Source organism: Vreelandella sp. H-I2 (assembly GCF_052959335.1).
Genome location: NZ_JBRAMC010000002.1, coordinates 492,408 through 518,301 on the forward strand (window position 1 = coordinate 492,408; position 25,894 = coordinate 518,301).

Annotated in this window: 28 protein-coding genes; 21 read left to right on the forward strand and 7 right to left on the reverse strand. The window is 53.5% G+C overall.

All coding sequences use genetic code 11. The annotated features are described in order from the left end of the window. The first annotated feature begins 95 nt into the window (after positions 1 to 95). Both ACUVOF_RS06810 and ACUVOF_RS06815 read left to right on the forward strand, forming a co-directional pair. On the forward strand, positions 96 to 2,009 hold the full coding sequence (locus ACUVOF_RS06810) for an ABC transporter ATP-binding protein (protein ID WP_447043617.1): 1,914 nt from the start codon (positions 96 to 98) through the stop codon (positions 2,007 to 2,009). A gap of 27 nt (positions 2,010 to 2,036) precedes the next feature. Further along, a complete protein-coding gene (locus ACUVOF_RS06815) occupies positions 2,037 to 3,044 on the forward strand; it encodes a zinc-dependent alcohol dehydrogenase family protein (protein WP_447043618.1) in 1,008 nt (335 codons plus the stop codon). A gap of 97 nt (positions 3,045 to 3,141) precedes the next feature. Here ACUVOF_RS06815 and ACUVOF_RS06820 read toward each other — a convergent pair whose 3' ends face one another. After that, complete coding sequence (locus ACUVOF_RS06820; protein ID WP_447043619.1) at positions 3,142 to 3,408, reverse strand: hypothetical protein; 267 nt, start codon at positions 3,406 to 3,408, stop codon at positions 3,142 to 3,144. A gap of 178 nt (positions 3,409 to 3,586) precedes the next feature. On the opposite strand from ACUVOF_RS06820, the gene ACUVOF_RS06825 reads away from it, so the two are divergent. Next, complete coding sequence (locus tag ACUVOF_RS06825; protein WP_447043620.1) at positions 3,587 to 4,741, forward strand: hypothetical protein; 1,155 nt, start codon at positions 3,587 to 3,589, stop codon at positions 4,739 to 4,741. A 37-nt stretch (positions 4,742 to 4,778) separates the two neighbouring features. Further along, the gene (locus ACUVOF_RS06830) at positions 4,779 to 5,633 is read left to right on the forward strand and encodes a mechanosensitive ion channel family protein (protein WP_447043621.1); all 855 of its coding nucleotides are present in this window, start codon (positions 4,779 to 4,781) and stop codon (positions 5,631 to 5,633) included. Here ACUVOF_RS06830 and ACUVOF_RS06835 read toward each other — a convergent pair. Next, on the reverse strand, positions 5,630 to 6,364 hold the full coding sequence (locus tag ACUVOF_RS06835) for a YebC/PmpR family DNA-binding transcriptional regulator (protein ID WP_113269891.1): 735 nt from the start codon (positions 6,362 to 6,364) through the stop codon (positions 5,630 to 5,632). The two genes, ACUVOF_RS06830 and ACUVOF_RS06835, sit on opposite strands and share 4 nt — an antisense overlap. A 201-nt stretch (positions 6,365 to 6,565) precedes the next feature. Here ACUVOF_RS06835 and ACUVOF_RS06840 point away from each other — a divergent pair, with 201 nt between their 5' ends. Together ACUVOF_RS06840 and ACUVOF_RS06845 are read left to right on the forward strand one after the other, a co-directional pair. After that, positions 6,566 to 7,183 carry a LysE family translocator gene (locus tag ACUVOF_RS06840; RefSeq protein ID WP_447043622.1) on the forward strand — a complete coding sequence of 206 codons (618 nt, stop codon included), beginning with the start codon at positions 6,566 to 6,568 and terminating at the stop codon, positions 7,181 to 7,183. 58 nt (positions 7,184 to 7,241) lie between these two features. After that, positions 7,242 to 7,733 carry a glutathione peroxidase gene (locus ACUVOF_RS06845; protein WP_113270068.1) on the forward strand — a complete coding sequence of 164 codons (492 nt, stop codon included), beginning with the start codon at positions 7,242 to 7,244 and terminating at the stop codon, positions 7,731 to 7,733. 19 nt (positions 7,734 to 7,752) lie between these two features. On the opposite strand, the gene ACUVOF_RS06850 is transcribed toward ACUVOF_RS06845, so the two are convergent. Continuing rightward, positions 7,753 to 8,139, reverse strand: coding sequence for a DUF7079 family protein (locus ACUVOF_RS06850; RefSeq protein WP_113269893.1), 387 nt, complete (start codon positions 8,137 to 8,139; stop codon positions 7,753 to 7,755). A gap of 237 nt (positions 8,140 to 8,376) precedes the next feature. Between ACUVOF_RS06850 and fabV the strand changes: the two genes are divergently transcribed. The 5 genes from fabV (at position 8,377) to ACUVOF_RS06875 (ending at position 12,622) form a co-directional block, all read left to right on the forward strand. Then, positions 8,377 to 9,588 (forward strand): enoyl-ACP reductase FabV, encoded by a 1,212-nt coding sequence (gene fabV / locus ACUVOF_RS06855; RefSeq protein ID WP_447043795.1) that lies wholly within the window; start codon positions 8,377 to 8,379, stop codon positions 9,586 to 9,588. Positions 9,589 to 9,644: 56 nt separating this feature from the next. After that, a complete protein-coding gene (locus ACUVOF_RS06860) occupies positions 9,645 to 9,860 on the forward strand; it encodes a hypothetical protein (protein ID WP_113269894.1) in 216 nt (71 codons plus the stop codon). 228 nt (positions 9,861 to 10,088) lie between these two features. Then, positions 10,089 to 10,340, forward strand: a complete 252-nt coding sequence (locus ACUVOF_RS06865) for a hypothetical protein (RefSeq protein WP_447043623.1) — start codon at positions 10,089 to 10,091, stop codon at positions 10,338 to 10,340. Between the two features lie 288 nt (positions 10,341 to 10,628). Then, positions 10,629 to 11,429, forward strand: a complete 801-nt coding sequence (locus tag ACUVOF_RS06870) for a PRC-barrel domain-containing protein (RefSeq protein ID WP_447043624.1) — start codon at positions 10,629 to 10,631, stop codon at positions 11,427 to 11,429. Between the two features lie 272 nt (positions 11,430 to 11,701). Next, on the forward strand, positions 11,702 to 12,622 hold the full coding sequence (locus ACUVOF_RS06875; RefSeq protein ID WP_447043625.1) for a GlxA family transcriptional regulator: 921 nt from the start codon (positions 11,702 to 11,704) through the stop codon (positions 12,620 to 12,622). 33 nt (positions 12,623 to 12,655) lie between these two features. On the opposite strand, the gene ACUVOF_RS06880 is transcribed toward ACUVOF_RS06875, so the two are convergent. After that, positions 12,656 to 13,450, reverse strand: a complete 795-nt coding sequence (locus ACUVOF_RS06880) for an SDR family NAD(P)-dependent oxidoreductase (RefSeq protein WP_447043626.1) — start codon at positions 13,448 to 13,450, stop codon at positions 12,656 to 12,658. 226 nt (positions 13,451 to 13,676) lie between these two features. Between ACUVOF_RS06880 and ACUVOF_RS06885 the strand changes: the two genes are divergently transcribed. The 7 genes from ACUVOF_RS06885 (at position 13,677) to ACUVOF_RS06915 (ending at position 20,895) form a co-directional block, all read left to right on the forward strand. Next, positions 13,677 to 14,891 carry an aspartate aminotransferase family protein gene (locus tag ACUVOF_RS06885; protein ID WP_447043627.1) on the forward strand — a complete coding sequence of 405 codons (1,215 nt, stop codon included), beginning with the start codon at positions 13,677 to 13,679 and terminating at the stop codon, positions 14,889 to 14,891. Between the two features lie 38 nt (positions 14,892 to 14,929). After that, on the forward strand, positions 14,930 to 15,994 hold the full coding sequence (locus tag ACUVOF_RS06890) for an arginine N-succinyltransferase (protein ID WP_447043796.1): 1,065 nt from the start codon (positions 14,930 to 14,932) through the stop codon (positions 15,992 to 15,994). Continuing rightward, on the forward strand, positions 15,994 to 17,025 hold the full coding sequence (gene astA, locus ACUVOF_RS06895) for an arginine N-succinyltransferase (protein WP_113269899.1): 1,032 nt from the start codon (positions 15,994 to 15,996) through the stop codon (positions 17,023 to 17,025). The genes ACUVOF_RS06890 and astA overlap by 1 nt, the downstream gene beginning before the upstream one ends. A gap of 22 nt (positions 17,026 to 17,047) precedes the next feature. After that, complete coding sequence (astD, locus tag ACUVOF_RS06900; protein WP_447043628.1) at positions 17,048 to 18,520, forward strand: succinylglutamate-semialdehyde dehydrogenase; 1,473 nt, start codon at positions 17,048 to 17,050, stop codon at positions 18,518 to 18,520. Continuing rightward, complete coding sequence (astB, locus tag ACUVOF_RS06905) at positions 18,517 to 19,884, forward strand: N-succinylarginine dihydrolase (protein WP_447043629.1); 1,368 nt, start codon at positions 18,517 to 18,519, stop codon at positions 19,882 to 19,884. Before astD ends, astB begins: the two co-directional genes overlap by 4 nt. Before the next feature lie 86 nt (positions 19,885 to 19,970). After that, a complete protein-coding gene (locus ACUVOF_RS06910; RefSeq protein ID WP_447043797.1) occupies positions 19,971 to 20,447 on the forward strand; it encodes a DUF523 domain-containing protein in 477 nt (158 codons plus the stop codon). Positions 20,448 to 20,469: 22 nt separating this feature from the next. Continuing rightward, positions 20,470 to 20,895 (forward strand): GNAT family N-acetyltransferase, encoded by a 426-nt coding sequence (locus tag ACUVOF_RS06915; protein ID WP_447043630.1) that lies wholly within the window; start codon positions 20,470 to 20,472, stop codon positions 20,893 to 20,895. A 90-nt stretch (positions 20,896 to 20,985) separates the two neighbouring features. Here ACUVOF_RS06915 and ACUVOF_RS06920 read toward each other — a convergent pair whose 3' ends face one another. Next, complete coding sequence (locus tag ACUVOF_RS06920) at positions 20,986 to 21,924, reverse strand: EamA family transporter (protein ID WP_447043631.1); 939 nt, start codon at positions 21,922 to 21,924, stop codon at positions 20,986 to 20,988. Positions 21,925 to 22,022: 98 nt separating this feature from the next. Here ACUVOF_RS06920 and ACUVOF_RS06925 point away from each other — a divergent pair, with 98 nt between their 5' ends. Continuing rightward, positions 22,023 to 22,514: a MarR family winged helix-turn-helix transcriptional regulator gene (locus ACUVOF_RS06925; protein ID WP_447043632.1), complete on the forward strand. Its 492-nt coding sequence runs from the start codon at positions 22,023 to 22,025 to the stop codon at positions 22,512 to 22,514. A gap of 58 nt (positions 22,515 to 22,572) precedes the next feature. Here ACUVOF_RS06925 and ACUVOF_RS06930 read toward each other — a convergent pair whose 3' ends face one another. Continuing rightward, a complete protein-coding gene (locus tag ACUVOF_RS06930; protein ID WP_447043798.1) occupies positions 22,573 to 22,824 on the reverse strand; it encodes a LysR substrate-binding domain-containing protein in 252 nt (83 codons plus the stop codon). A gap of 72 nt (positions 22,825 to 22,896) precedes the next feature. Between ACUVOF_RS06930 and ACUVOF_RS06935 the strand changes: the two genes are divergently transcribed. Continuing rightward, positions 22,897 to 23,379, forward strand: coding sequence for a GNAT family N-acetyltransferase (locus ACUVOF_RS06935; protein ID WP_447043633.1), 483 nt, complete (start codon positions 22,897 to 22,899; stop codon positions 23,377 to 23,379). A 222-nt stretch (positions 23,380 to 23,601) separates the two neighbouring features. Further along, positions 23,602 to 24,279 (forward strand): 5,6-dimethylbenzimidazole synthase, encoded by a 678-nt coding sequence (gene bluB, locus ACUVOF_RS06940; protein WP_447043634.1) that lies wholly within the window; start codon positions 23,602 to 23,604, stop codon positions 24,277 to 24,279. A gap of 8 nt (positions 24,280 to 24,287) precedes the next feature. Here bluB and ACUVOF_RS06945 read toward each other — a convergent pair whose 3' ends face one another. Continuing rightward, complete coding sequence (locus tag ACUVOF_RS06945; RefSeq protein ID WP_447043635.1) at positions 24,288 to 25,808, reverse strand: diguanylate cyclase domain-containing protein; 1,521 nt, start codon at positions 25,806 to 25,808, stop codon at positions 24,288 to 24,290. Positions 25,809 to 25,894: the final 86 nt, after the last annotated feature.

Below are 25,894 nucleotides of genomic sequence, written 5' to 3' on the forward strand. Positions count from 1 at the left end.
AACAATTTAGTACATATAAATTAAGTACATAAAAATTTAGTAAGCAAATAAGTCAAAGACCGTTAACACCATCGCCAGTAACGCAAGGAAATCTCATGCTATCGCGTGTTTTACAGCCACTATTTCGTTACTTCGAAACGCGGGTTAATCCCTACCCTGAAGGCGATGTCAAAACACCGCCGAAAGGCTTAATGCCGTTTATTGTGCATTTCTCCCGCCCGATGTTGCCGCTACTGTTGCTGATGACGCTATTCACGGCACTGGTATCAGCAGCCGAAGTGCTATTTTTCAGCTACATGGGCCAGCTAGTTGATTGGTTGGGCAACGTTGAAAGGGCTGGCTTTTGGGCAGAAAACGGGTGGTGGCTTTCAGGCTTGGGGCTGTTGCTACTGATCGGTTTGCCGCTCTTGGTACTCCTGCAGTCATTGGTCACCCATCAAAGTATTTTCGGTAACTACCCCATGATCGGCCGCTGGTTATCGCATCGCCATATGCTGAGCCAAAGCCTGGCGTTTTATCAGGACGAGTTTGCCGGACGAGTGTCGCAGAAAGTGATGCAGACGGCGCTGGCGATTCGTGAAACCGTTACCAAGGTGATGGGGCTGCTGGTCTACGCCATTGTCTATTTTACGGGTGCGGCCTTTTTGTTGGGTCGGGCGGACCTATTGTTGCTTATTCCGTTGGGGCTGTGGTTAGTGGGGTATCTTGCGATTATGCGCTTCTTTGTGCCGCGCCTGCGGGATGTCTCCATGGCCCAGGCAGACGCCCGAGCACAAATGACGGGTCGCGTGGTCGATAGTTACAGCAATATCCAAACCATCAAGCTATTTGCCGACACCGAGCGTGAGCAGCGCTATGCCCGCGATGCGATGGAGGGCTTTATGGTCACTGTTCATCGCCAAATGCGGTTAGTGACCATCATGAGCGTGGGGCTGACACTATTGAACACAGCGCTATTGGTGGGTACAGCGGCCATGGCGATTAGCGCCTGGTACATGGAAGCTATTTCGTTGGGTGTTTTGGCGATCGCCATTGCGCTGGTCATGCGGATCCGCTTTATGTCCGATTGGATCTTATGGGAAGTGGCGGGCCTGTTTGAGAATATTGGTACCGTTCAGGATGGTATGAACACGATTGCCCAGGAGCCAACGGTGCGTGACGCCCCAGACGCACAACCGCTGCAAGTGCCCAAAGGGGAAATTCGTTTTGACGCCATGCGCTTTGGTTATGAACAGGCCAAAGGCGAAAGCAAAACCGTGTTTGATGGTTTAAACCTGACCATCGCACCCGGCGAGAAAATTGGTTTGATCGGGCGTTCCGGTGCAGGTAAATCGACCCTGGCCAATCTGTTGCTGCGTTTTTACGACGTACAAGGTGGGCGGATTTTGATTGATGGGCAGAACATTGCTGAGGTAACCCAGACCTCCTTGCGCCACCAAATCGGCATGGTGACCCAGGACACGTCGCTCCTCCATCGCTCGCTGCGTGACAATATTCGTTATGGTAGCCCCCACGCCAGCGACGAAGACGTTTGGAACGCGGTGTGCCGTGCGCATGCGGATACTTTTATCAATGAGTTAGTCGATCCGAAAGGACGCAGAGGGCTGGAGGCTCACGTGGGGGAGCGGGGCGTTAAGCTGTCTGGGGGGCAGCGTCAGCGGATCGCGATTGCCAGAGTCTTGCTCAAAAATGCCCCTATTTTGGTATTGGACGAGGCCACCTCGGCGTTGGATTCAGAGGTGGAGGCTGCCATTCAAGAGCAGTTAGATACACTGATGGAAGGCAAAACGGTCATTGCCATTGCGCATCGTCTATCCACCATTGCCATGCTTGACCGACTTATCGTGGTGGATGAAGGCCGCATTGTTGAAACCGGCACGCACCAGGAGCTCCTGGCAAAAGGGGGTATCTATGCGAGCCTATGGCAGCGGCAATCTGGTGGTTTCCTGGGGCTGGACGTGTCAGAAGAAGCCTCGTCTGCTAACGTGACGTTCACATCTATTCAGTAGCATTGACTGCTTAAAGGGAGGTATCCAATGCAAGTGATTACATTGCAGCAGCCGGGCGGGCTAGATAATCTCAAGGTGCAGCAGGCAGAGGGACCTGGTGAGCCAGGGGCGGGTGAGATTCGTGTACGCCTGCATGCCAGCTCGCTAAATTTCCACGACTACGCCGTGGTCGCTGGCATGATTCCCACTGAAGACCAGCGCATTCCCATGTCTGATGGTGCGGGTGTGGTTGAAGCGGTGGGTGAAGGCGTAAGCGAGTTCGCAGTGGGCGATCACGTCGTCTCAACCTTCTTTCCTCATTGGCTGGAAGGCCCTGCAAGGGTCGGTGATTTTCGTACTACCCCCGGTGACGGCGTGGATGGCTATGCGCGTGAGCAGGTCGTGCGTCCCGTCGAATGGTTTACCCATCAGCCTAAGGGGTACAGCCATGCTGAATCCGCAACGCTTACTACCGCGGGTTTAACCGCTTGGCGGGCTCTGGTCGTTGATGGTGGTATTAAAGCAGGCGATAGCGTGCTGGTGCTGGGCACTGGCGGGGTATCTATTTTTGCCCTACAGTTTGCCCGCCTAATGGGCGCGCGTGTGATTGCAACCTCTTCGTCGAATGAAAAGCTGGCGCGGCTGCGTGAAATGGGCGCCGAGCACACCATCAACTATAAAGAGACGCCTAATTGGGGTAAGCGAGTGAAAGAGCTTACCAATGGTGAAGGCGTTGATCATATCGTCGAAGTGGGCGGGCCAGGTACGCTGCCGCAATCCTTTGATGCGATAAAAATTGGTGGGCATATCGCGCTAATAGGCATCCTCACTGGTCGTGAGGGTGAAATACCGACGGCTAAGTTAATGGCCAAGCAGGCGAGTTTGAAAGGCTTGATCGTGGGCAGTCGCCGCCACCAGATCGAAATGATCCGTGCGCTGGAAACCCTCGATATGCACCCGGTGATTGACCGAGAGTTCCCGCTTGCCGACATCGCCGATGCTTTCCGCCATCAGGAGTCCGGCCAGCACTTTGGCAAGATATGCCTAACGTTCTAAGCCAACTGGCATAAAGGTTTCCAACTGAATCAGCGATAGTCAACTTGCACGCCTTGGTCTGCTCGCGGGGCGTGCAAGCGCAGAACGAGTCTCAGAACTATTCCGGCAATCGGCTATAGACCACACCTTTCACTTCAAGCTCCAGTATCTCCTTATAGGGGACTGTAACCCCTTCGACTTCACCCGGCGTGCGGTGGCTGTTTTTAATGTCTGTTTCTGGAATGACTTTCACACCAAACAAACCGACATGCTGAATTCGAGCGCTGAATCGATTACCCTCGTGCTCAATTAACAACCGCTCGCCAGCAATGCATTTTTCTAATTTGGCGTGCAGCTCTTCTTCACTGACATGAACAACACTCATCGCTTTCTCCTTTAGCTTTTGCCTGCTACAACCGTCCATTGAGTGCGTTAAATACTGCTTTTAATATTTTATTTTAGCTTATTAACAACTTTATTTTAGACCATAAGTTCGGTTGTGAGGTAAGCCGTTGGGAATGCCGTGCTAAAGTGTTTTTATTTCTAGACACAGGGATAGGTATATGGGGGAGCAGTCATCATCAGCCGACACGCCGTTGTGGTCGGTCGTCGAGCTTGATCAATTTCATACCCCCGAGCAGACCCAGGCAAGCCAGTGGCGGCGTTCGTTACGCTCTATTTCATCGTGGCTGGGGGGTAAAAATGACACTGAACAGCAGGTAAAAGATGAGAGCGAGCTGCGCAAGTTACCTGAAGTAAGGTTGGCGCATCTGGTGCCTCCTATCGATTGGGCGCCCGCGGCGAGCGCATTAACGCAACAGCTTGAAAGCCTGCAAGCACCAGTAACTTTCTTTATTACTACGCCTTACAGCGGTCATGATGCTGTGGTGTTCCATTGGGCTGAGAAGCAGAGTGTCGCCTGCTTACCGCCACCCACTCTAAGCGAACTGGCTGAGGGCGGGACTCAATGGGTAGAGCGTAGTGCCCATCATCGACAATGGGCAGTCCCTGCTTTGCAGCGCTACTTTTTACGCCATACGCAGGGTATCCAGGGCATTCGAGAGTTTCTTGAACGCGCGTTAAGCGGTCGCTTGGGTCAGGGTGTGATTGGTTGTGACAGCTGGACCTACGCCTACCTACAGCAGGTAATAGGTATCGACGGCGCGCCAGTGTTTACGCTGCAATCGATGGAGGGAGAGCAGCTGGCCCGCTATTTCGCAGAAATCGCGGCTCATGGAGGGCAGCCTCCGCCTATCTATAGCACTCGCACTGGCAAACAGGTGCTTGCTGACTCAACAGCCAAACGCGACAAGAACGAGAAACACCCTAATCAAGAATTGCAGCGCTTAGCCGCCCATTGCCGTGGTCATATCGGCATTGCTTGGCATTATTGGCGCGAGAGGCTTCGTGAGCCGACCGCTGGCGATAAAGAGGCATTATGGATGTTCGATGCCCATGCTGAAGCCGAGCTTTCCACCAATACTGGTGATAAAGCAACGTTGGTGCTGCATGCGTTATTGATTCATGGCGGGCTGGATGACCACTCGCTGGGGAAGGTGCTGCCGTTCTCACACCATGAAGCGCTTAATGCCAGGTTAGCTTTGCAGCGTAAAGGGATTATCTCAAGCTACGAAGGGCGGTGGCAGGTTGCGCCACTAAGCCACGCTAGCGTTCGCCAATTACTACAATCGCGCAATTATCTGGTAGATCCTCTTTAACTAGCCCGCTTTACGTGATTGGCCCACGGAGGCAACCATGGAAGAACAATCCAAATACGCCCGACTGTTTAACGAAATCGATAGCCAAGCGCTGATTACCTTAGGGATAGTGCTGGTCGGGACTATTGTGCTGATTATTGTCAGCCAGCGTGGGCTTAACTGGCTCGCTACTCGCTTGCACGGCCAACTACGCTTTCGCATATTTGCGTTGGTGCCACTGACGCGCTTACTGATTTTAATAACGGCGCTGGCCATCATTGTGCCGATTATTATCGAGCCGTCGCTGAGCAATATGGTCACCTTGCTGGGGGCGCTGGGCTTAGCCATTGGCTTTGCCATGAAAGATTACGTTAGCAGCCTGATTGCCGGCGTTGTCTCGGCGACAGAGCTGCCTTATCGCCCCGGCGATTGGGTTCAAATTGAAGAGACTTACGGTGAGGTCAAACACGTTGGCTTACGTACCGTCGATATTCAGACGCCTGATGATGATATGGTTTACGTGCCGCATTTAAAACTTTGGGATCACGCGGTCTACAACGCCAATAATGGCGGCACCAGCCTGCAGTGCGTAGCAAGTTTTTATCTACATCCTGAACATGAAGCAGGCTGGGTACGCAAAGCGCTGCGCGACGTTGCGCTGACCAGTGCCTATCTCAAGTTCGATCAACCGGTCATTGTCGTGGCCGAAGAGAAACCCTGGGGGACTCATTACCGAATACGCGCCTATCCGGTGGACCCCCGCCAGCAGTTTCTGTTTATTACCGACCTCACCGTGCGCGGTAAGGCCTTGCTGAGTGCGGCAGGGGTGCCGTCAGCCATGCTGCCACCGGATGCGGCGTTGGATGCCAACAAGGAGGCGGGAGCCTCATACTCCAGAAACAATGATTACTAGTGATCGCTGGTTTCCGGAAGTTCACCGCTGTGATAAACGTTTTGTACGTCGTCCAGCTCGTTAAGCATGGCGAGGAATTTTTCAAACATGGCTACGTCGTCGCCTTCCACCGGCGTGGTGGTTTGTGGCAAAAACTGAATCTCGTCAGCTTCAAAGTCTATCTCGCCGAATGCATCTAACAGCGCCTGTTTGGCTTTTGCGTAATCGGTATGCGGCGCAAAAACAGTGATGCGATCACCTTCCTGCTCAATGTCCGTGACATCGACATCGGCTTCCATTAACGCCTCGAGCACGGCATCTTCATCGCTCCCAGCGAAGGAGAAAATGGCGCAGTGGTCAAACATATGACTAACGCTGCCAGGGGTGCCGATTTTGCTCTTGGTTTTGGTAAAGCAGCCGCGAACGTCGCCAAAGGTACGGTTAGGGTTGTCGGTAAGACAATCGACAATCACCATGACATTGCCGGGGCCGAAGCCCTCGTAGCGCGCCGCTGAGAAATCTTCACCACCGGCGCCGCTGGCTTTGTCGAGTGCTTTATCAATAACGTGAGAAGGCACTTGGTCCTTCTTGGCCCGCTCCATTAAACCGCGTAGCGCCAGATTGCCATTAGGATCGGTGCCACCGGCCTTGGCGCAAACGTAAATTTCGCGTCCATATTTGCTGTAGACCTTGGTCTTTGCATCGGCCGTTTTGGCCATGGATTCCTTGCGGTTCTGAAAAGCCCTACCCATGTTGCCGTCCTGTAGTATCCAAACGCCCCTCGCAGTGAGTGGAGGTGGCGGAGATTTTGAAGAAGGTGAAAAGAGCATATTTTACCCAACAGCGTCCCATGCTAACAGCGTTATATAGACACTTGCCGACGTGTTGCCTGGCTTAACGTATACTCGCTGCCAGCCCCACATGTGATATTGACTCTTTAGGGAGAAACAGACATGCCGTTGACACTATGGCTATCACTCGCCGCAATCTGTGCCATGGGCGCTATGTCGCCGGGACCAAGCTTGGCACTGGTGCTGCGCCATACGCTAGGCGGTGGTCGCTTTAACGGTGTAACCGCAGCGATATTTCATACGCTGGGCGTAGGCTTTTACGCGCTACTGACCGTGTGGGGGCTGGGGGCGCTGATCACTGGTTTTCCGCTCCTGTTTCAACTGATCACCTGGAGCGGTGCCGCCTATTTGGCATGGCTGGGTGTAAAAGCACTGCGGGCCGGTAGAGCGGGTGCTTTTCAGCCTGATGCGATTGTTACTAACCGGGGGCAGGCTGCTAGAGAGGGAGTGCTGGTTGCGCTTGGTAATCCTAAGCTGATCCTGTTTTTTGTCGCGTTACTGAGCCAGTTTGTGACGCCGGATATGAGTGCGTTGGCCAAAGCTATTATTGTGTTAACAGCGATGATTATTGATGGTGGGTGGTACGTGCTGGTGGCCGTTGTGCTTTCCCACTCCCGTATTTTGCCCTGGCTGCAACAGCGTGCTCACTGGATCAACCGCATCACCGGTGTATTACTCATCGCGCTGGCGCTAAGGGTGGTCGCCGGGCCGCTGGTGTAAAAAGCTAAGGCGTGGCATGGTGATAGCTATGCCGTTTGGGTTTTTGTGGGGCCGAGTGATGCAAATTTACGACCAAGATTGTTATACCCACCAAGGACTGCCGTTTAACCTGCGCGTACTGCGTGGCCAAGTGCTGCTGGTGGTGAATGTTGCCAGCCAGTGCGGTTTTACCCCTCAGCTAAGCGAGTTAGAAGCGCTTTATCAGCGCTACAGGGATCGTGGTTTCACTGTGCTCGGTTTTCCGTGTAATCAGTTTGGCCGCCAATCTCCAGAAAGTGCTAAAGACTTCTGTCAATTTGGCGAGCAGCAATTTGGGGTGAGTTTTCCGCTGTTGGAGAAAGTTAACGTCAATGGCAGAGATGCCCATTCATTGTTTGTGTTACTCAAGCGTGAAGCACCTGGCCTGCTGGGCACACAACTCATTAAGTGGAATTTCACCAAGTTTTTAGTGGGCCGTGATGGCAAGGTCATTGCCCGTTTTGGGCCTCGTGACCATGGTCGACCACTGCGCATGGCGTTGGAAAAAGCCTTAGATCAAGCCTATCCATAACGTTAGTCTGTAGAACGCCCTAAACCTGTTCCCCACGTGTGACGGCAACACGGCTCATTAGCGCATTCCAGCGGTGGCGAACCATCATCGTGGTTAAGCCAGAAAACAGTGCCCAGGTTTTCCGTCGCCAGCCTTTTAAACGCAGGTTGTGATTGACCAACTGCTGCATCAGCTTCCGATCGTTAAATTGCCGCCACTCGCTGGCAATCGAAAGTTGATAGCGCGACATCACCGGAGCCATTTCAAGGCGAAACATCCACTCTAGCTCATGGAGGGTCATATCGTAGCGCTGCACGACCTCGACCATACGTGTGTAATCCCGCTCGCTGGGTTCACGATCGAGCCACAGCGGTGCTAGCGCTAGCCACAGATCGCCGCGTTCATCTACTAGCTGCTGTGCATTCATGGACGCCTCAAATGTGAAGTCGGTGCTTAAATCGCTATCGTGACGCGAAAGCCCCTGAAGCTCAAGGTCAGGTAATCGCTCATGGATGGACAAAAGCGAAGAGCGGGCGTGGCGCAAGAGCGGACAGGGCGCACCGAGACAGCTAGAATAGCCCCACTGAATACGACGCTGCTATGGCAAGACGATATCACTGGTTATGATGTCAAAAGCAAAATCAATCTGATAACGAGGTTCGATGTGATTATTAAACCCAAAGTGCGCGGCTTTATTTGTACCACCACTCATCCTGTCGGCTGCGAACAAAACGTGCGTGAGCAGATTGAAGCGACCCGCGCTCGCGGTTTGGATAAACAAGCTGGCCCAAAAAAAGTGCTCGTGATTGGGGCGTCGAGTGGTTATGGCTTGGCTGCGCGAATTACCGCGGCATTTGGCTACGGTGCCGACACTCTGGGTGTGTTCTTTGAAAAGCCTGCCACCGATAAAAAGCCCGGCACTGCCGGTTGGTATAACAGTGCTGCCTTCGATAAGTTTGCTAAGCAAGAGGGGCTTTATAGCAAGTCGATTAACGGCGATGCGTTCTCCCATGAAGCGCGTGAAAAAGCCATTGAGCTCATTAAGCAAGACATGGGCGAAATCGATCTAGTGGTCTACTCGCTAGCATCACCAGTGCGTAAACTGCCTGACAGCGGCGAACTAAAACGCTCCAGCCTGAAGCCAATTGGCGAAACCTACCGCGCCACCGCTATCGATACCAATAAAGACGCGATTATTGAAGCGGAAGTTGAGCCTGCCACCCAGCAAGAGATCGATGACACCATTACCGTCATGGGTGGCGAGGATTGGGAGCTGTGGATGGACGCGCTCGACCAAGCGGGCGTGCTGGCAAAAGGTGCGCGCAGCGTTGCATTTAGCTATATCGGTACCGAAATCACATGGCCAATCTATTGGCACGGCGCACTGGGCAAAGCCAAGGAAGACCTGGACCGTGCGGCGGCGGCTATCGACAGCAAATTAAAAGCCAGCGGCGGCGGTGCCAACGTGGCAGTACTGAAATCAGTCGTTACCCAGGCAAGTGCGGCAATCCCAGTGATGCCACTGTATATCGCCATGGTTTATCGCATCATGAAAGAGCAGGGCCTACATGAAGGCACCATTGATCAGTTGAATCGGCTGTTTGGTGAGCAGCTCTACTCAGCCCAAGGAAAACGGGGCGAATTAGCGACTGATGAAGCCGGGCGCCTGCGTTTAGATGACTGGGAACTGCGCGACGACGTTCAACAGGCGTGCCAGGATCTATGGCCAGAAGTGACAACCGATAACTTATTCGAAATTACCGACTATGCTGGTTATAAGCATGAATTCTTGAAACTGTTTGGGTTTGAGCGTGACGATGTTGATTACGATGCCGACGTCAATCCAGAGGTTAAGTTTGATGTCGTGAATCTTTAATTTACTCACAAGGCGGTTAGCACCGCCTTTATTCGACCGGAAAGCGGGAGGTGTTTATGGATACTAAGGAGAGCAAAACTCCGGAAGAACAGAAAGAGCACATCATCGGTGAGCGGGTGCCTGAGGATTTTGAAACGTCCAAGCCGCATCTTCAGCCCGAAGCCAAAAAATCACCCAGCAAGATGTATAAACTGCTCCCACTGGTCATCTTGATTCTCGGCGTGATTTTGGTGAGCTTTATCGTGTTGGGCATTATTAATCGAGGCAACTAACGATCATTATGCGTTATTTACTAATTGCCGGGCCTTAAGCCCGGCAATTTTTTTATAGGCAATTCTATGTAGACAAATACGCTTGCTTATAAATGTGAGCACGATGCCTGCAAATATCAATCGTTGTTAAATTGAACGTATGAACTCGTAAGAATACAAGGGTTCTGCTATTTGTTAGTGTTATATAAAGGGTATACGCTTTCATAGCAGGAGATAGAAGGAGGAAGTATGACACGGGTCGCACGCGTTGAGCCTATAAGTAAAAAGCAAGAAAATAAGCTTATTATTTCGGGATGGCGAGTTATCGATGTCACTGTTCCTGATGCGCCTCAGGAAATATCTCAACATGAAAGCGAACCTCAAGCAATTGAAGCTGCCCGACGCTTTGAAGCCCAAACATCCCAGGAACGTGGCTCAGACCCTGATGATACCCAGGATTATGATGCGTCGGACCCACAAGCGGGTAAGCGTTTCCTTTGATAAACGCATGGCAATTTGGCTAAGCCGCCTCAGTAATACGAAAGAAGCCTTGGTATCATGCTTAGCCGAATAGGCTTTAGTATTTTCCTTATACCTCGCCATCTAAATAGTAAACACGGTTATTATAGAGGCTGAGTAGTTGCTTTGATTCCATTAACACTAGCTGAGATTGGTAAGTGTTGATATTTTAATATTTATTAATCTTTTTCTAGGTCTCTGTTTTGACTTTGCTTTAGGGCGCCTAGGTGTACTAGCTTTTATGCGTAAGCCAAAAAAAGGAGAGATTGTATGAAACGGACAGCATTAGCGATTGCCATCGGTGCAATATGTGCAGGTTTGTCAGGCGGCGTTCTGGCGCAAGAAGAGAACCAGAGTGACACTGATCGCAATAATCAAATGACCCAGCAGCAAGGGGCACAATCTCAAGAGCAACAAAGTGGTAGCGACGAAACTAGGGATATAAACGTTGAACAAGAGCCTGCTGAAGTTGAGGTAGAGCAGGATAAGCCCGACATCACGGTGGAACAGTCCCAGCCTGAAGTAACCATTGAACAGCCCGAGCCAAACGTCACCGTTGAGGAAGCCGAGCCCAATGTGACCGTCAAGCAAACAGGCGAACCTGAGGTGACCGTTGAGCAGGCGGAAGATGCTCAGGTAGAAGTAAACCAAGATGACCAGGAGCAGGAACGCCAGCAGCGCGATCAAACTGAGCAAAATAACCAAGCCAATCAAAATAACCAGACTGATCAAAACGACCAGGAAAACTCACTGATGTCACGCCAAGTCAGCGACCTGGAAGGGATGACAGTGCTAAACCAGGAAGACGAAGAGATCGGTGATGTTCAGCATATCGCTAAGCATGATGAATCTGGTGATTTGTTTGCTATCGTTTCGGTAGGCGGCATTTGGGGATTTGGCGCAACGGACATTGCCTTACCCTTGAATAACATGCAACTTGAAAACGATCAGCTCGTTGTCAACACAAGCTATGGCGAAGATGAGATAGAAGATTCGTCTAATGATTATCAGGAAAATGAGTACAGCGAAGTGGATGGCAACATGACGCTCTCTGAAGCGCAGCAACAGTAACAGAACTGCGTTTGATTGAGCCGTTCTTTAGTGTTTGATGTGAAGGGCAAGGCGGATGCGCCTTGCCCTTTTTGGTGTTTGTTCGCTAACGCTATTAACGCTGCGACGTCTTTTTTTATGTATGGGTAACAAGCGCTGCCTTCATTCGCGCAATTCGGTAAGATGGGCGTTTACCTAAGCCGATGGCGGTTTTTCATGCAGTTCTTTCAGTAATTATGCAGCCCAACCACTTAACACCAAAAACAGCGAAACCCCGTCGGCGGGTAGCGTTTATGCTGTTGCCTGGGTTTTCCTTGCTGACGCACGCCAGCGCGTTAGAACCGCTGCAAATGGCTAACCAGCTGAGCGGGCAAATGCTTTACCACACCGTTACATTAAGCCTCAGCGATGAGCCTGTGCGCAGTGGCGCGCAGCTTTCATTGATTGCTCAGCATGCGCTAAGTACTGCGCTAGGCCCGCTTGATCTGTTATTAATATGCGCCCCTACGCCACTGCCTTACACGCTTCCAGCGAAGTTAAACGAATGGCTGCGAGGGCATCAGGGGCGTGGCGTGGCGTTGGGTGGTTTGGCAGGGGGCACGGAAGTATTGGCGCGCTGTGGCTTGCTGGAAGGCTATCGTGCCACGCTGCCGTGGCAGCGATTTGAGGCCTTTATCCAGGCCTATCCGCAAGTAACGCTTTCTCAGCAGCTATTTGAAATCGATCGTGACAGGCTGACCTGTGCAGGCGGTACCGCTGCGATGGATCTAATGCTCACATTAATCGGGCAGCATCATGGTGCACGCTTGGCGGAGCAGGTGTCTGAGCAGTTTGTGTGTGATCGCATTCGCCTAGCGGACGAACGTCAGCATGTGCCGCTGCGTACCCGCTTAGGCCATGCCCCGCAAAGCTTGGTGGATGCTGTCACATTAATGGAGGCGAATATTGAGGAGCCCCTCTCGACGCTGGAGTTGGCCGAGCACTTGGGAATTTCCCGGCGTCAGTTAGAGCGACTATTCAAAAAATACCTACAGGCAGTGCCAAGCCGCTACTATCTTGATTTACGCTTACAGGAAGCCCGCAAGCAGTTGCGCGATAGTGATCGACCGGTAGGCGATATTGCCTTTGCCACTGGCTTTTCGTCGGGCGCTCACTTTTCTACCGCCTACCGTAATCACTTTGGCATGACGCCAAGAGAAGAGCGCCTAAATTAGAAAGGTATGATTAGAAAGATAAGATTAGAGGGCTCAGGTTAAGGTATCGACAATACCGCCTTCTACACGCAATGCTGCGCCCGTTGTCGCGCTGGCTTGGGGAGAGGCAGCATACACACTCATGCTGGCCACTTCTTCAGGTGTGGCTAAACGCTGGATGATAGAGGAAGGGCGGTTCTCTTTGACGAAACGTGCTTCCATCTCCTGCTGTGAAATACCTTCTTTTTCAGCCATTTCACCAATCATACTCAGCACCCCTTCAGAGCGCGTCGGCCCTGGCAAAATAGCGTTAACGGTCACCTGGGTGCCGCTAAGTGCTTTAGCCAATCCCCGTGAAACAGACAGCAGCGCCGATTTGGTCATGCCGTAATGCACCATTTCAGTGGGGATGTTAATACCCGATTCGCTGGAGATAAACTGAATACGGCCCCAGTCGCGCTCGCGCATTCCCTGGGCATAATGGCGCGAAAGGCGCACTGCACTCATGATGTTAATATCAAAAAACTGCTGCCAAGTGGCGTCATCGACCTCGAAAAAGTCTTGAGGGCCAAAAATGCCGACGTTATTGATCAAGATATCCGCATTAGGTTGCTGTTCAATCAGTGTTTGACAACCCTCAGCGGTGCCGAGATCAACTGCCACGCCTTCTACGTTGACGTTGGGGGCCTCTTGCTTAATCGTGGCAATGGCCTTGTCAACTCGCGCCTGGGTGCGTCCGGTCACGACCACATCGCCGCCAGCATTGGCGAGTCCTTGTGCAATTGCAAAACCGATGCCGGCGGTTGAACCGGTAATAATGGCGTGTTTGCCGCTTAGATCAATCTGCATACGTTGTACTCCTCTCTTCCTAAGTGTCAGTACCTCGCGATTCTCTATGCAAGCATGACGTTATCGCTTGCTAATAACTATGGGGTGCTTATAGCGTTCTTCAAGGCATTAGCGCGGCGGCACAAGCGCCGCTATTCATAATTTGCCGTCTCATTGCTGAAAGCAGTTGACCACGTTGGCGTCTTATACTGTTTTCATTCCCTTCCTCCACTGGAGATAGCGTCCCATGAGCCATACCCCAAGCCGTCAAGATTACGACCACTACATGACGCCTAACTATTCCCCGCAGCAGGTTATTCCCGTGCGCGGCGAAGGTAGCCGCTTGTGGGATCAACAGGGCCGTGAATATATCGATTTTGCCGGGGGTATTGCCGTTAACTCCCTGGGTCACTGTCATCCGGTGCTGGTGAATGCACTAAAAGAGCAGGGCGAAAAGCTGTGGCACCTGTCTAACGTATTTACCAACGAGCCAGCGCTTAATCTGGCCAAGACGCTGGTTGAACGTACCTTTGCTGATAAGGTGTTTTTGTGCTCCTCCGGCGGTGAAGCCAACGAAGCCGCGCTAAAGCTGGCACGTCGTTGGGCGGTGGATAATCATGGCGAACAGAAAGATAAGATCATCTCGTTTTACCAATCCTTTCACGGCCGCACCTTTTTCACCGTGAGCGTCGGTGGTCAGCCGAAGTACTCTCAGGGCTTTGGTCCGGTGCCGGGCGGTATTCAGCACGCCAACTACAACGACCTGGAAAGTGTGCGCGCGCTAATAGGCGACGACACCTGCGCAATCATGGTCGAGCCCATGCAGGGCGAAGGCGGCATCGTGCCCGCGACACAAGAATTTCTCCAGGGCCTGCGCGATCTGTGTGACGAACATAACGCGCTGTTGATTTTTGACGAGGTGCAGACCGGCGTTGGTCGTAGCGGTGAACTCTACGCTTACAAGAACTACGGCATTACGCCGGATATCCTGACCAGCGCCAAGTCGCTGGGCGGTGGTTTCCCTATTGGCGCCATGTTGGCCACCGATACGGTTGCTAAGTCGTTGGTCGTCGGCACTCATGGTTCTACCTATGGTGGCAATGCGTTGGCTTCTGCCGTGGCGCTGGCGGCCGTCGAGTTTATCGATACCCCTAACGTGCTGGATGGCGTTAAAAAGCGTCACGACCTGTTCCGTGAACATTTAGAAACCATCAATCGCAAGCACAGCGTGTTTAAAGAAATCCGCGGTATGGGACTGCTGATAGGCGCTCAGATGTCCGATGCGTACGAGGGCCGCGCCAAAGATATTCTGCCGCTTGCTATTGAAGAAGGCTTGATGGCGCTAATTGCCGGGCCGAACGTGCTGCGCATGGTGCCTTCGCTGGTGATCCCCGAAGCGGATATCGCCGAGGGCATGGCCCGTCTAGAGCGCGCGATCGAGCGGTTAGTTACTCAAGCATGAATGAGCAACGTGCTGCATTAATAGAGGGGGCGCCGCCGATGTTGGTAGTTCGACCCGTTAGAGCGACTGATCTCAACGCACTAGAGCAATTAGCTGAGCATGCAGTGCCTAAGCTTACCAATTTGCCGGCAAATCGCGAACGGCTTCAGGAGCGCATCGCGCGCTCCCAAGAGGCTTTTAATGGCGAGGTTGAGTTTCCTGAAAACGAGCACTACACCTTTGTGTTAGCCGACGATAGCCGCGATGAAGTGCTGGGAACGGCCACTATCCGCGCCCAGGCCGGTGCCAATGAGGCTTATTACACTTATCGTCAGGAAACGCTGATTCACGCTTCACAGCAGTTGAATGTGCGTCGTGAGGTCCAGACATTGGCGCTTTCCCACGAAGTGTCGGACGCCACACTGCTGTGCGCTTTTTCGCTCAACCCCCGCTATAAGGGTACCAGTGCCGAAAACCTGCTGCGCCGTGCGCGATTGATGTTTATTGCCCAGTATCCGGAGCGCTTTTCGCGCATTCTAGCGGTAGCGTTTCCGGGCTATTTGGATACCCGTGGCGAATCGCCGTTCTGGGAGAGCGTCGGCAGACACTTTTTCGCCCGCAGCTTCCAGGACATCAACCACATTGCAGGCGTGCGCTCGAAAAGCTTTATCGCCGAAGTAATGCCCCAATTCCCACTCTACCTGCCGCTGTTAACGCCCCAAGCGAGGGCCGCGATTGGCCGTGAGCACCCCGCCCATGAAGAGGCGCTGGAAGAGATGTTGGCGGAAGGCTTTGTGCGTTCGCGCCATGTGGATATTTTTGACGCCGGGCCGATTGTTAAAGCTGAGCGCGACCGGCTGGAAACCTTTCGCCGGGCGGCTTGGCACCCGGTGCGCATTCGCCCCGAACACGCCTTGCCCGATGCCGAACCGGCGATGATTGCCAACCAGAAGCTGGGGGGTTTCCGCTGTATCGTCGCGCGTTATGCGTTGTCGCCGACGGGCCAGTTGATGCTCTCGGCGGAGCACGCCGAGCGGCTGGGCGTTTCGGAAGGGCGAGCGGTGCTGGCTGCGCCGTTAACGTTACCGACCGCGGTGGACGCGCTCGATGAAGGAGAAATGTAATGCGCATTCGACCCATTGCCCGCGATGATTTGGATGGGCTTCAGGCGCTTGCGCAGCAGGCCGGGGTAGGGTTTACCTCGCTGCCGGATAACCGCGAGTTTCTGGCCGGTAAGATAGAAGCCGCCGCCAGTGCCTTTGAAGAGCGCACTCCGGTGGATGACCGGCTCTACTTCTTTGTACTGGAAGATGAAGTCAGCGGTGAACTTGCCGGTTGCTGTGCCATTGAAGGCCAGGTGGGGCGAGAAGTGCCGTTTTACAATTATCGGCTGGGCACTTTGGCACACTCCTCCATCCAACTGGATTTACACCGCACCATCGATACGCTGTTTTTAAGTTCAGACCACACCGGCGACGCCGAAGTGTGCTCGCTATTTTTGCGCCCAGAGTATCGTGGTGAGGCCAATCGCCATTTGCGCAACGGCGCACTGCTCTCCAAAGCGCGCTGGCTGTTTATCGCCCAGTTTCGCGACCGTTTCCCCGACAAAGTGTTGGCGGAAATGCGCGGTGTGTTCGATGAAAGTAATACGAGCCCTTTCTGGGAGAGCCTGGGCAAGCACTTCTTCCCCATGGATTTCAATGAAGCCGACCGGTTAACCGGGCTGGGGCAGAAGAGCTTTATCGGCGAGTTAATGCCCAAGTTCCCCATCTACACTACGTTTATGGCTGAAGAGGCGCGCGCCTGCATTGGACAGGTGCATCGCCATACTCGTCCGGCCTTGGAAATGCTTAAGAAAGAAGGGCTGCGCTGGGAAGGCTATATCGATATTTTCGACGGCGGACCCACGGTGGAAGCCTACATTGACGATGTGCGCGCTATCCGTAATTCACGGCTCTGCCAGGTTGAAGTATCCGCCGCTGCCAGCGAGGAGAGCGTTAGCCGTTGGTTGGCCGCCACCACTGATATGCTCAGCTTTACCGCCAGTTGGATAGGCCGTGCCCCCACTGATGACAATACCATTGTGCTTAGCAACGCCGAAGCGCAGCGCTTGAATGTCACTACCGGCGATTATCTGCGGCTACTCGACACCTAGGCGACGTTTACAGGAGAGTTTTATGCACGCCCAACAGCAACAACTTATCAATGGCGCCTGGGTAGCAGGCGACGCAGCGTCGTTGAGCAAGCATGATCCCGTTTCCGGCCAGCCGTTATGGCAAGCAGCGACGGCCAGCGCGGAACAGGTAGGTGCGGCGGTAAAGGCCGCCCGGGGAGCCTTCCCAGGTTGGGCGCGTAAGCCCTTATCCGCGCGCCAAGCGCTCGTTGAGCGCTTTGTCGAGGTATTAAAAGAGCGCGGTGAAGAGCTAGCCGTGGCCATTGCCTCAGAAACTGGAAAACCGCTCTGGGAAGCGCGCACCGAAGCAGGCGCGATGGTAGGTAAAGTAGCGCTCTCACTCAAAGCTTATAACGAACGCACCGGGGAGCGGGAAAAAGCGGTGGGCAATGCAAAAGCCGTACTGCGCCACCGCCCCCATGGCGTGATGGCGGTCTTCGGCCCCTATAACTTTCCTGGCCACCTACCCAACGGTCATATGGTGCCCGCGTTATTGGCGGGTAACACCGTCGTTTTCAAGCCCAGCGATCAAACCCCACTGACCGCCGACTTAACCTTGCAGTGCTGGCTGGAGGCCGGGCTACCTGCTGGCGTAATCAATCTGGTGCAGGGTGGCGTGGAGGTCGGCCAAGCTCTGGCGGGTAACCCTGATATTGATGGACTGCTATTTACCGGCAGTGCCAAAGTGGGCGGAATGTTGCATCAGCAATTTGCTGGACAAATGAATAAAGTGCTAGCGCTTGAGTTGGGCGGTAATAATCCGCTGGTAGTGAAGGATGTTGACGATCAGCGCGCCGCCGTTCTGACTATTCTGCAGTCGGCGTTTCTATCCGGCGGCCAGCGCTGCACTTGCGCTCGCCGTTTGATGGTGCCGGAAGGCGCCGTGGGCGATCGATTGATTGATGCGCTTTCCGAAGCGATCACCAAACTGCACGTGGCGGGCCAGTTCGAAGAGAACCCAACGCCATTCTATGGTGGTTTGGTCAGCGTCGCGGCGGCGGATGGCTTGCTCAATGCACAAGAGGCGCTGGAGTCCATGGGGGGTACGGTGATCAATCGCATGCAGCGCCTGCAAGATAACACCAGCCTATTAAGCCCCGCGCTGATTGATGTGACGGGCCTGGACGTTCCCGACGAGGAGCACTTCGGACCGCTGCTGAAAATCCATCGCTATCGCGATTGGGATGAGGCACTAGCGCTTGCCAACAACACCCGCTACGGGCTCTCTGCCGGGTTGATTGGCGGCGAGCAAGCCGATTGGGACGACTTCCTGCTGCGCATTCGCGCAGGCATCGTCAACTGGAACCGCCAGACCACTGGCGCTTCCGGCGATGCACCCTTCGGTGGCGTGGGTGATAGCGGCAACCATCGCCCTAGCGCCTATTACGCGGCAGACTACTGCGCTTATCCGGTTGCTTCCATGGAAGCCGACACCTTGGAGATGCCTGAAACCCTGCCACCAGGAGTGAGTCTATGAACGGCAGTGCCTTCAGCCATATCAGGGAAGTCAACTTCGACGGTTTGGTTGGCCCTACCCATAATTACTCGGGGCTGGCAGTCGGTAACGTCGCTTCGATGAGCCACGGTGGCCTGCTCTCCAATCCCAAGGAGGGCGCGCTACAGGGGCTGGTCAAGATGAAGTCGCTGATGGACGCAGGCTACGCCCAGGGTGTGCTGCCACCCCAACAGCGCCCCGATATTGGCGCACTGCGCGATTTGGGCTTTAGCGGTAGCAACAGCGAAGTGCTGGCCCGCGCCGCCAAAGATGCCCCGCAGCTCCTGCGGGCGGTCTGCTCCGCGTCCAGTATGTGGACGGCGAATGCAGGCACCATCACGCCAAGCCTCGATGTACCTGATCGACGGGTACACTTCACGCCAGCGAATCTACAATCCAGCTTTCACCGCTATTTGGAACCGCAAACCACGGGGCGTGTGCTGCAAGCGATCTTCCGCGACGACCAGCACTTCGCCCACCACCCGGTGCTGCCCGCCACCCCAGCCTTTGCCGATGAGGGTGCGGCCAATCACACCCGCCTGTGCGGCGAATACGGTGAGCCGGGCGTGCACCTGTTCGTGTACGGCCGTCAGGCGTTTGGCGACGTGCGTAGTGGTGAGCGCGAACCCCAGCGCTACCCCGCCCGGCAAACGCTGGAAGCCAGCCAGGCGGTGGCCCGCCAGCACGGGTTAACAGAGGCGCAAACGGTGTTTGCCCAGCAACACCCGGATGCCATCGATGCTGGCGTGTTCCATAACGATGTCATCGCGGTGGGCAACGGCCCCGTGCTGCTCTACCACGCAATGGCTTTTCTGGATGAAGAGGGCACGCTCGATGAATTGCGTGCCAAAATGAACGCACCGCTGATTCCTGTGCGCGTGCCGGTCGAGGCTGTGAGCATGGAAGACGCGGTGGCCTCGTATCTCTTCAACTCCCAACTGCTCTCTAATCCGGACGGCACCATGACGCTGGTGGTGCCCGGCGAGTGCCAGGAGCGGGAAGCAGTCTGGCGGACGATTCAGGATCTCATCCTGGCGGGCAATAACCCCATCGGCGAGGTGATCGTTAAAGACGTCAAGCAGAGCATGCGCAACGGCGGCGGCCCTGCTTGTCTGCGTCTTCGTGTCGTTTTGTCTGAAGCAGAACGTGCTGCGCTCTCTGGCCGCGTGCTGCTCAACGATGGGCTTTATGATGACCTTACTGCCTGGGTGAATCGCCACTACCGCGACCGCCTAACCCCTGACGATCTCGCCGACCCACAGCTGGCGGAAGAGTCACTTGCCGCACTGGATGAGCTCACCCAGTTGCTCAAGATCGGGCCTGTTTACCCGTTTCAGTTGGGGTAGGGGATAAGTTAAGCAGTAAAATAAAATGCCAAGGCAATGCCTTGGCGTTTTGCATTAATTGGAGCGGTGATTTGAGAAAAGTATTAATGAGCGCCTGTCTCTTGGGTAAAAAGGTTCGCTATGATGGTGGCGCCCTTTCCGTGGATGATCAGATCGTTGAGCAATGGCGCTCTGAAGGCCGAATCGTTTCTGTTTGCCCCGAAGTTGAGGCGGGGATGAGTATTCCCAGGCCGCCCGCGGAGATTTTCAAGGGCAGTGGTAAGGGCGTTTTAAACGGTGAGGTCGATGTTATCGAAAACGATGGAGGCAAGGTGACCAATGAATTTTTAGCAGGTGCCTCTATCGCTTTGAACCTGTGCCGTAAATTCGATATTGATATCGCAGTGCTTGCTGAGTTCAGCCCCTCATGCGGAAGCACCGCTATTTATGACGGCAGTTTCTCTGGTAAACAAATACCGGGTATGGGAGTAACTGCCGCACTGCTCCGGGAACATGGTGTGCACGTGTTTAGTCAGTATGAAATAGCCCAAGCTAACACTGCACTTCTTGCTGCAAGCCCGTGAAAGCAGCACAAGGATTCGAGATATGACACCTATTATTCGGGCTACTAACGACAAGGCGTTCGCGGAACAATTAATTCGCCAAAATATGTCCGGCTACTATAAACAGTTAGATATGCGCTGGGATACAGCCCTGTTTGATAAACAATGGGATGAGTTAGACAGTTACGAATTAGTTATTAACGCTAGCCCAGTAGGGTTGTTATGCATAAATCACGATGAAGCCGCTTATTATATTCGAGAGTTACAAATTGATCAGAAGTGGCAGCGTCAAGGCTTAGGTACAGCGGCAATCCGCTACACGGAGGAAATCGTCCAACAGTCGGGCATCCGCTTACTTCGGCTGCGTGTGTTTTGTATCAACCCAGCCATCGCTTTATACCAGCGCATGGGGTTTAGGATATTGAAAACCGCAAAGGGAATGCACGCCATGGAACGTCGCATTCTGTAGCCGTACAAGCAGGTTCATATAAAGGCTCTTGTGATCTCCTCTCCGTGGCGTCCTGCCATGATCATCACCCACTCGCTTAGCTCCCCTCGATTAGGCTGCTTTATCAGGCGCCTGCTTCGCTTTACCAATATTGAGCAGGGTAATTCCTGCTCCAATTAATAGGGTGCCAAGCAGTAAGCCTTCGGGAGCAGTTTCTCCTTGCAACAATATGGCGACCGGAACGCCCACCACGGCACCGACGGAACCCAATAGGCTCAGAAACACCGGGCCGCCGCTTTTCTGTAGCAGGAAGAGCAGTAAGAACTGGCCTGCGAAGACCATCGCCTGGAGTGCAATCAGCAAGAACGGCAGGGAACGTTCTGCCGGAACGCTCAGTGAGAAGCCCGGCAGAAACCCCACGCTGAGTAGAATGATGGCCGCTGCGATAAGCATCCCCGGCGCCAACGCATCGCTGGATACGCCTTCTGGCCAGCGTAAGGTTCGGTAGAGGTTGCCGATAGCCAGCAGAACGGGACCAATTAAAGCGAGGAGAATCCAGAGGTAATTGGCATCAGGCGCAGACAGCTTATGGAAAGCCAGGGTGACGGCCCCCGCGAGGGCTGATATAACCCCCGTCGCACGCAACACCTGAAACCGCTCCATTTTTAATGCTAATGCGCCGATGTAGGTGAGTAGCGGTGGCAGAGTGATGATTAATGCCACGAACCCCGCACCCACATGGGGAATAGCTGAGAAAAAAAGCAGGTTGGCACCCGCTACGCCCAGCAGACCTGAAATAGCGTAATACTCAACGGTGCGAACGTTTACCGGCGGCAGATTGCCGCGGAAGGCCGCGAGTGCTAACAGAATAAGCGCCGCCCCTGAAATTGACCAAAATAGAAAGGCGAGCGCCGGTAACTGAATGTCACCAGCAAGTTTTGCCAAATTAGTCGATAGACCCAGCAAGGCACCACCGGATAACAGATACACCAGTGGGGCAAGCCAAGCTCTTTTGCGTGAGTGCGTGCAGGTAGTGCTTGATGATGTCATTAGCGATGTTCTCATTCATACCGTTTTTGAAAGTATCTTGATATCAAGTTATGTGTGATTAATCTTGACGTCAAGGTAATTAAGCGCAAAATACGCTTATGGATCATGTAGACAACATTCTCAAACAGTGGCGGCAGGAGCGGCCTGACCTCGATGTAGCACCGATGGGTACCATCGGGCGGGTCAAACGGCTTAATCACGCATTAATGCGCGCAATGGAGAAGACCTGGGCGAAATATGGTCTGACGGATGCGAGCTTTGATGTGCTAGCAACGTTACGCCGAGAGGGAGCGCCCTATGCGCTATCACCGAGCGATCTGATGGCATCCACCATGGTGACTTCAGGCACCATGACTCACCGCATCAACCTACTGGAAAAGGCAGGATTGATCGAACGAGTCAAAAACCCAGAAGACGGGCGTGGTTTTCTGATCTCTCTATCACAACGCGGCTTTGATTTGATCGATGAAGCGGTGGCTGCCCATGTAGAGACACAGGCGCAACTGGTAAGTGGGATAACTGAAGAACAACGTCAGCAACTGGATGAGTTGCTGAAGCAGTTTCTGTCGGGGTTTGAGCAAGAGTGGTAGCGCTTGCCACCGAACCGTGCTGTCACTAGATCCGCCGATCAGGCACTAGGCCTGGCGATTATTGTCCACGCAGACCCTCCGTGATCGCCTCCATAAACGCGCGCACTCTAGCTACATGACGCAAATCTGGATGGGTGATCAGCCAGAGCTGAATCATCAGCGCGTCGATAGGCTCGCTGAGCCTGAGTAGCGCTTCATCGGTATCGCCGAGATAGTAGAGTAGTACCGCAATGCCCGTCCCATGACGTGCCGCCAATTGAATCCCCAGCATGCTGTCCAGCCGGTAGGCCGCTTTTCTTGACGCCTTGATAAAGGCTCAGCACTCCAATCTTCTGTACACTTGGCGCTTAAAAAATAACGCCTTAAGTGGGAGTTAACCAGTATGACCTTACATTTTCGCTGGTCGCGGTTCGATGAGCTCAGCACGCGCGATTTTTATGAGGCTGTCAAAGCGCGAGAGTCTGTGTTTGTGGTGGAACAGCAGTGTGCTTATCAGGAAGTGGACGAGCTGGACACGCTCGCCTGGCACCTCCTGGCCACCGAAGACGGGCAATTGGCCGCTTATGTCCGTCTGGTGGGACCTGGCGACAAGTTTGCCGAGCCCTCGATTGGCCGGGTGATGACCCTCAAAGCCTTTCGTGAACGCCAGTATGGGCGTGCGTTAATGAATGAAGCGATTCGTTTCACTGAACAGACTTATCCTGGCCTGGGCATCAAGATTGGTGCGCAGGTTTATCTAACCGCCTTTTATGCGTCTTTCGGATTTGAAGCCGTCAGTGATACCTATGATGAAGATGGCATACCGCATATCGATATGTTGAAACCCGCTTTAGCGTCATGGCGTCAGTTGCAGGGCCGATCATGAAGGCACTTCTCGCTGTTCGGAGGGAAGTGCAGAATTGCCTAGTAGTGCTGGTAGATGAACTTGATAAGCGCCGTGCCTACCCACGAGGGAAGCTAAAGACCGTTTTTGTGATTGAGTTTTATCAATCATGCCGCTCTAGGGTATGTTGAAGTGCTTTGCCCGCCTGCCGGAAGCGACCCTGGCGGGCGTATCGATGCCCTCATAACAAGGCTTGGCTCATATATGAGTACCTGTAATAACGCTTTTACCGAGACGGAACGACGCGGCGTTTACCGCGCCATACACGAGCGGCGCGATGTGCGTTCGCAGTTTTTGCCCGACCGGATCCCCTCTGATGTGCTGGCCCGTCTTTTGGAGGCAGCACATCACGCGCCTTCTGTGGGATTTATGCAGCCCTGGGATTTCATCGTGATTGAAAGTCGTAGCGTCAGGGAGACGGTGTTGGCGATGTTCAAGCAGGAGAACCAGAAGGCCGCCGAGCGCTTTGAAGGCGAACGTAAAGAGCATTACCGCAGCCTTAAACTGCAAGGCATTCTGGAAAGCCCGCTCAATCTCTGCATTACCTGTGACCGAACCCGGGGCGGCCCCCATGTGCTGGGGCGCAATAGCATTGTCGATACCGACCTGTTTAGTACCTGCTTAGCAGTACAAAATCTTTGGCTGGCGGCGCGGGCGGAGGGTATTGGCGTTGGCTGGGTGAGTATTCTCGACCAAGAGCAGCTAAGCGCGGCGTTGAAATTGCCTGAACATGTGTATCCGCTGGCGTATCTTTGCCTTGGCTATGTGAATGAGTTTTTAGATCAGCCGGAGCTTGAAGCCAAAGGCTGGCGTTCCCGGCTGCCGTTGAAGGAGCTGGTGCATGGCGATAAATGGGGGCAACCGCTTGCCTGTGACTTGTAAGGAAACTGTTATAAGGGGGTCCAGCTTGCTGTACCTAGTTCATCTACCGCTGGCTTGCGGCGCCGGCTCTTGTCTTCGTACATGCGCTCGTCTGCCAAAGCAAATACCTGTAGGGCAGGCACTTCGCTGGAGCTGGCGCACCCTAAGCTCAAATGAAGCGCCAGTTCTTCACGTTCACCGGTAGCGGTATCAATGGTACAGCGCTGTTCAGGCAAATTTTCTCTGATCAAGTTGGCCATACGCTTGGCTGCCGTCAGGTCGGCAGAGGGAAACAGAATGACGAATTCATCGCCACCACAGCGTGCCAGTATGTCGCTGTCTCTGCAGTGAAGTTGCAGGTACTTGGCAACGCTAGAAATTAGTTGGTCGCCTGCGACGTGACCATAATGGTCATTCACTTCTTTGAGTCTGTCGACGTCCATCATCAGTACAGCAAAATCCAGGCTCGGCGTCTGTGCCTTGCCCTGAATGCTCATTTGCAACGCGGATTCCAAGAAGCCTCGGTTATAAAGCCCGGTGAGTCCGTCACGCTCAGCCGTTTTTTTTAATTCCCAATGTAGCAATTTGTTTTCGGTAGCGGCCGCCAGTTGGTCGGCAAAGAGAGAGAGTATTTGCTCCAAGCCGTCGTCTCGGTTGGTAGATTTCATGATCAGCCAGCCTTCGTACAAGCTTAGACGGCCCTCCATGGACACGATATATAGATTCTCGCCTTCATCTGCTTGTGGCAGTGTGTCCGGCTGTACTCTTTGTTCATGAACGCTGGCCAATAGACGATTTAGGCGCTGTTCATCCTTTGGGCTTAGCCCCGCAACCGCCGCGTAGCGTGTCACTTCAGAACGCTGCCGTTCTTGTAGAAAAACAGCAAAGCCGTAGTCGGGGAAATGAGTATGTAGATGGTTTAAGGAGTCATCCAGCAGAGTATGGATATTGGTTGCGTGACTTGCGACTGTCCCTAGATCAAGTAGGGCGTGAAAGACTCGGTTCTGAAACTTAATCTCACCGATGCTGCGGCCGATCTGACGATTCTGACTATACGTTACGCGTCCTATGGTTAGAAAATAAACCACTGCCCCGGCCCATTGGTAGATGTCTAAATTGTTGCTCACATAAGGGCGAAAATTGAATCCCGTTAAGGCGCTTCCAATCAAAGCCGCGACCATGAAAAGTCCGGCTGAAACAAGCATTTTCCGCAGCCCGCCGATCACTAAGTTGTTCATCAAACAGGCAAGCCCAATGGTGATGGTAGCTAAAACGTAGAAATCCAGCATGCTGCACCAAAAACCAAATATCAGGCTGTCGTAGAGGAGATTCCTGAACTCCGCACGCTTAGAATTCTGGGCGCTTGCCGCAAGAGCATAGGCGACCCCGGGCCATAGCAATAGTAAAACCCCGGGTACAATCAGCGTCCAGCCGCTGCCTTCTACTACAGATATCCATACAGTTAGCCCAAAGGTATGGAAAAAGGCAAAAACGCGCGGGGCAATTGTCGCCAATGCGAGACGGTGTGTGTGTCTCAAAGAAAGTTGCATTTGTGAGTCTTTATTCAACGATATTTGACTAACAGACTAGCACCTAAGAGGTTAAGAAGTCCTATCCTGGCGCCACGCGAATAGCG

Coding starts and splice junctions, on each gene's coding strand:
- ACUVOF_RS06870 (WP_447043624.1), top strand. CDS start 10,629: ATGAAACGGACAGCATTAGCGATTGCCATCGGTGCAATATGTGCAGGT.
- ACUVOF_RS06945 (WP_447043635.1), bottom strand. CDS start 25,808: ATGCAACTTTCTTTGAGACACACACACCGTCTCGCATTGGCGACAATT.
- ACUVOF_RS06880 (WP_447043626.1), bottom strand. CDS start 13,450: ATGCAGATTGATCTAAGCGGCAAACACGCCATTATTACCGGTTCAACC.
- ACUVOF_RS06920 (WP_447043631.1), bottom strand. CDS start 21,924: ATGACATCATCAAGCACTACCTGCACGCACTCACGCAAAAGAGCTTGG.
- ACUVOF_RS06890 (WP_447043796.1), top strand. CDS start 14,930: ATGTTGGTAGTTCGACCCGTTAGAGCGACTGATCTCAACGCACTAGAG.
- ACUVOF_RS06815 (WP_447043618.1), top strand. CDS start 2,037: ATGCAAGTGATTACATTGCAGCAGCCGGGCGGGCTAGATAATCTCAAG.
- bluB (WP_447043634.1), top strand. CDS start 23,602: ATGAGTACCTGTAATAACGCTTTTACCGAGACGGAACGACGCGGCGTT.
- astD (WP_447043628.1), top strand. CDS start 17,048: ATGCACGCCCAACAGCAACAACTTATCAATGGCGCCTGGGTAGCAGGC.
- ACUVOF_RS06910 (WP_447043797.1), top strand. CDS start 19,971: ATGAGCGCCTGTCTCTTGGGTAAAAAGGTTCGCTATGATGGTGGCGCC.
- ACUVOF_RS06830 (WP_447043621.1), top strand. CDS start 4,779: ATGGAAGAACAATCCAAATACGCCCGACTGTTTAACGAAATCGATAGC.
- ACUVOF_RS06820 (WP_447043619.1), bottom strand. CDS start 3,408: ATGAGTGTTGTTCATGTCAGTGAAGAAGAGCTGCACGCCAAATTAGAA.
- ACUVOF_RS06865 (WP_447043623.1), top strand. CDS start 10,089: ATGACACGGGTCGCACGCGTTGAGCCTATAAGTAAAAAGCAAGAAAAT.
- ACUVOF_RS06875 (WP_447043625.1), top strand. CDS start 11,702: ATGCTGTTGCCTGGGTTTTCCTTGCTGACGCACGCCAGCGCGTTAGAA.
- ACUVOF_RS06845 (WP_113270068.1), top strand. CDS start 7,242: ATGCAAATTTACGACCAAGATTGTTATACCCACCAAGGACTGCCGTTT.
- ACUVOF_RS06850 (WP_113269893.1), bottom strand. CDS start 8,139: ATGAATGCACAGCAGCTAGTAGATGAACGCGGCGATCTGTGGCTAGCG.
- ACUVOF_RS06840 (WP_447043622.1), top strand. CDS start 6,566: ATGCCGTTGACACTATGGCTATCACTCGCCGCAATCTGTGCCATGGGC.
- ACUVOF_RS06885 (WP_447043627.1), top strand. CDS start 13,677: ATGAGCCATACCCCAAGCCGTCAAGATTACGACCACTACATGACGCCT.
- ACUVOF_RS06860 (WP_113269894.1), top strand. CDS start 9,645: ATGGATACTAAGGAGAGCAAAACTCCGGAAGAACAGAAAGAGCACATC.
- ACUVOF_RS06915 (WP_447043630.1), top strand. CDS start 20,470: ATGACACCTATTATTCGGGCTACTAACGACAAGGCGTTCGCGGAACAA.
- astA (WP_113269899.1), top strand. CDS start 15,994: ATGCGCATTCGACCCATTGCCCGCGATGATTTGGATGGGCTTCAGGCG.
- ACUVOF_RS06935 (WP_447043633.1), top strand. CDS start 22,897: ATGACCTTACATTTTCGCTGGTCGCGGTTCGATGAGCTCAGCACGCGC.
- ACUVOF_RS06835 (WP_113269891.1), bottom strand. CDS start 6,364: ATGGGTAGGGCTTTTCAGAACCGCAAGGAATCCATGGCCAAAACGGCC.
- ACUVOF_RS06825 (WP_447043620.1), top strand. CDS start 3,587: ATGGGGGAGCAGTCATCATCAGCCGACACGCCGTTGTGGTCGGTCGTC.
- ACUVOF_RS06810 (WP_447043617.1), top strand. CDS start 96: ATGCTATCGCGTGTTTTACAGCCACTATTTCGTTACTTCGAAACGCGG.
- ACUVOF_RS06925 (WP_447043632.1), top strand. CDS start 22,023: ATGGATCATGTAGACAACATTCTCAAACAGTGGCGGCAGGAGCGGCCT.
- astB (WP_447043629.1), top strand. CDS start 18,517: ATGAACGGCAGTGCCTTCAGCCATATCAGGGAAGTCAACTTCGACGGT.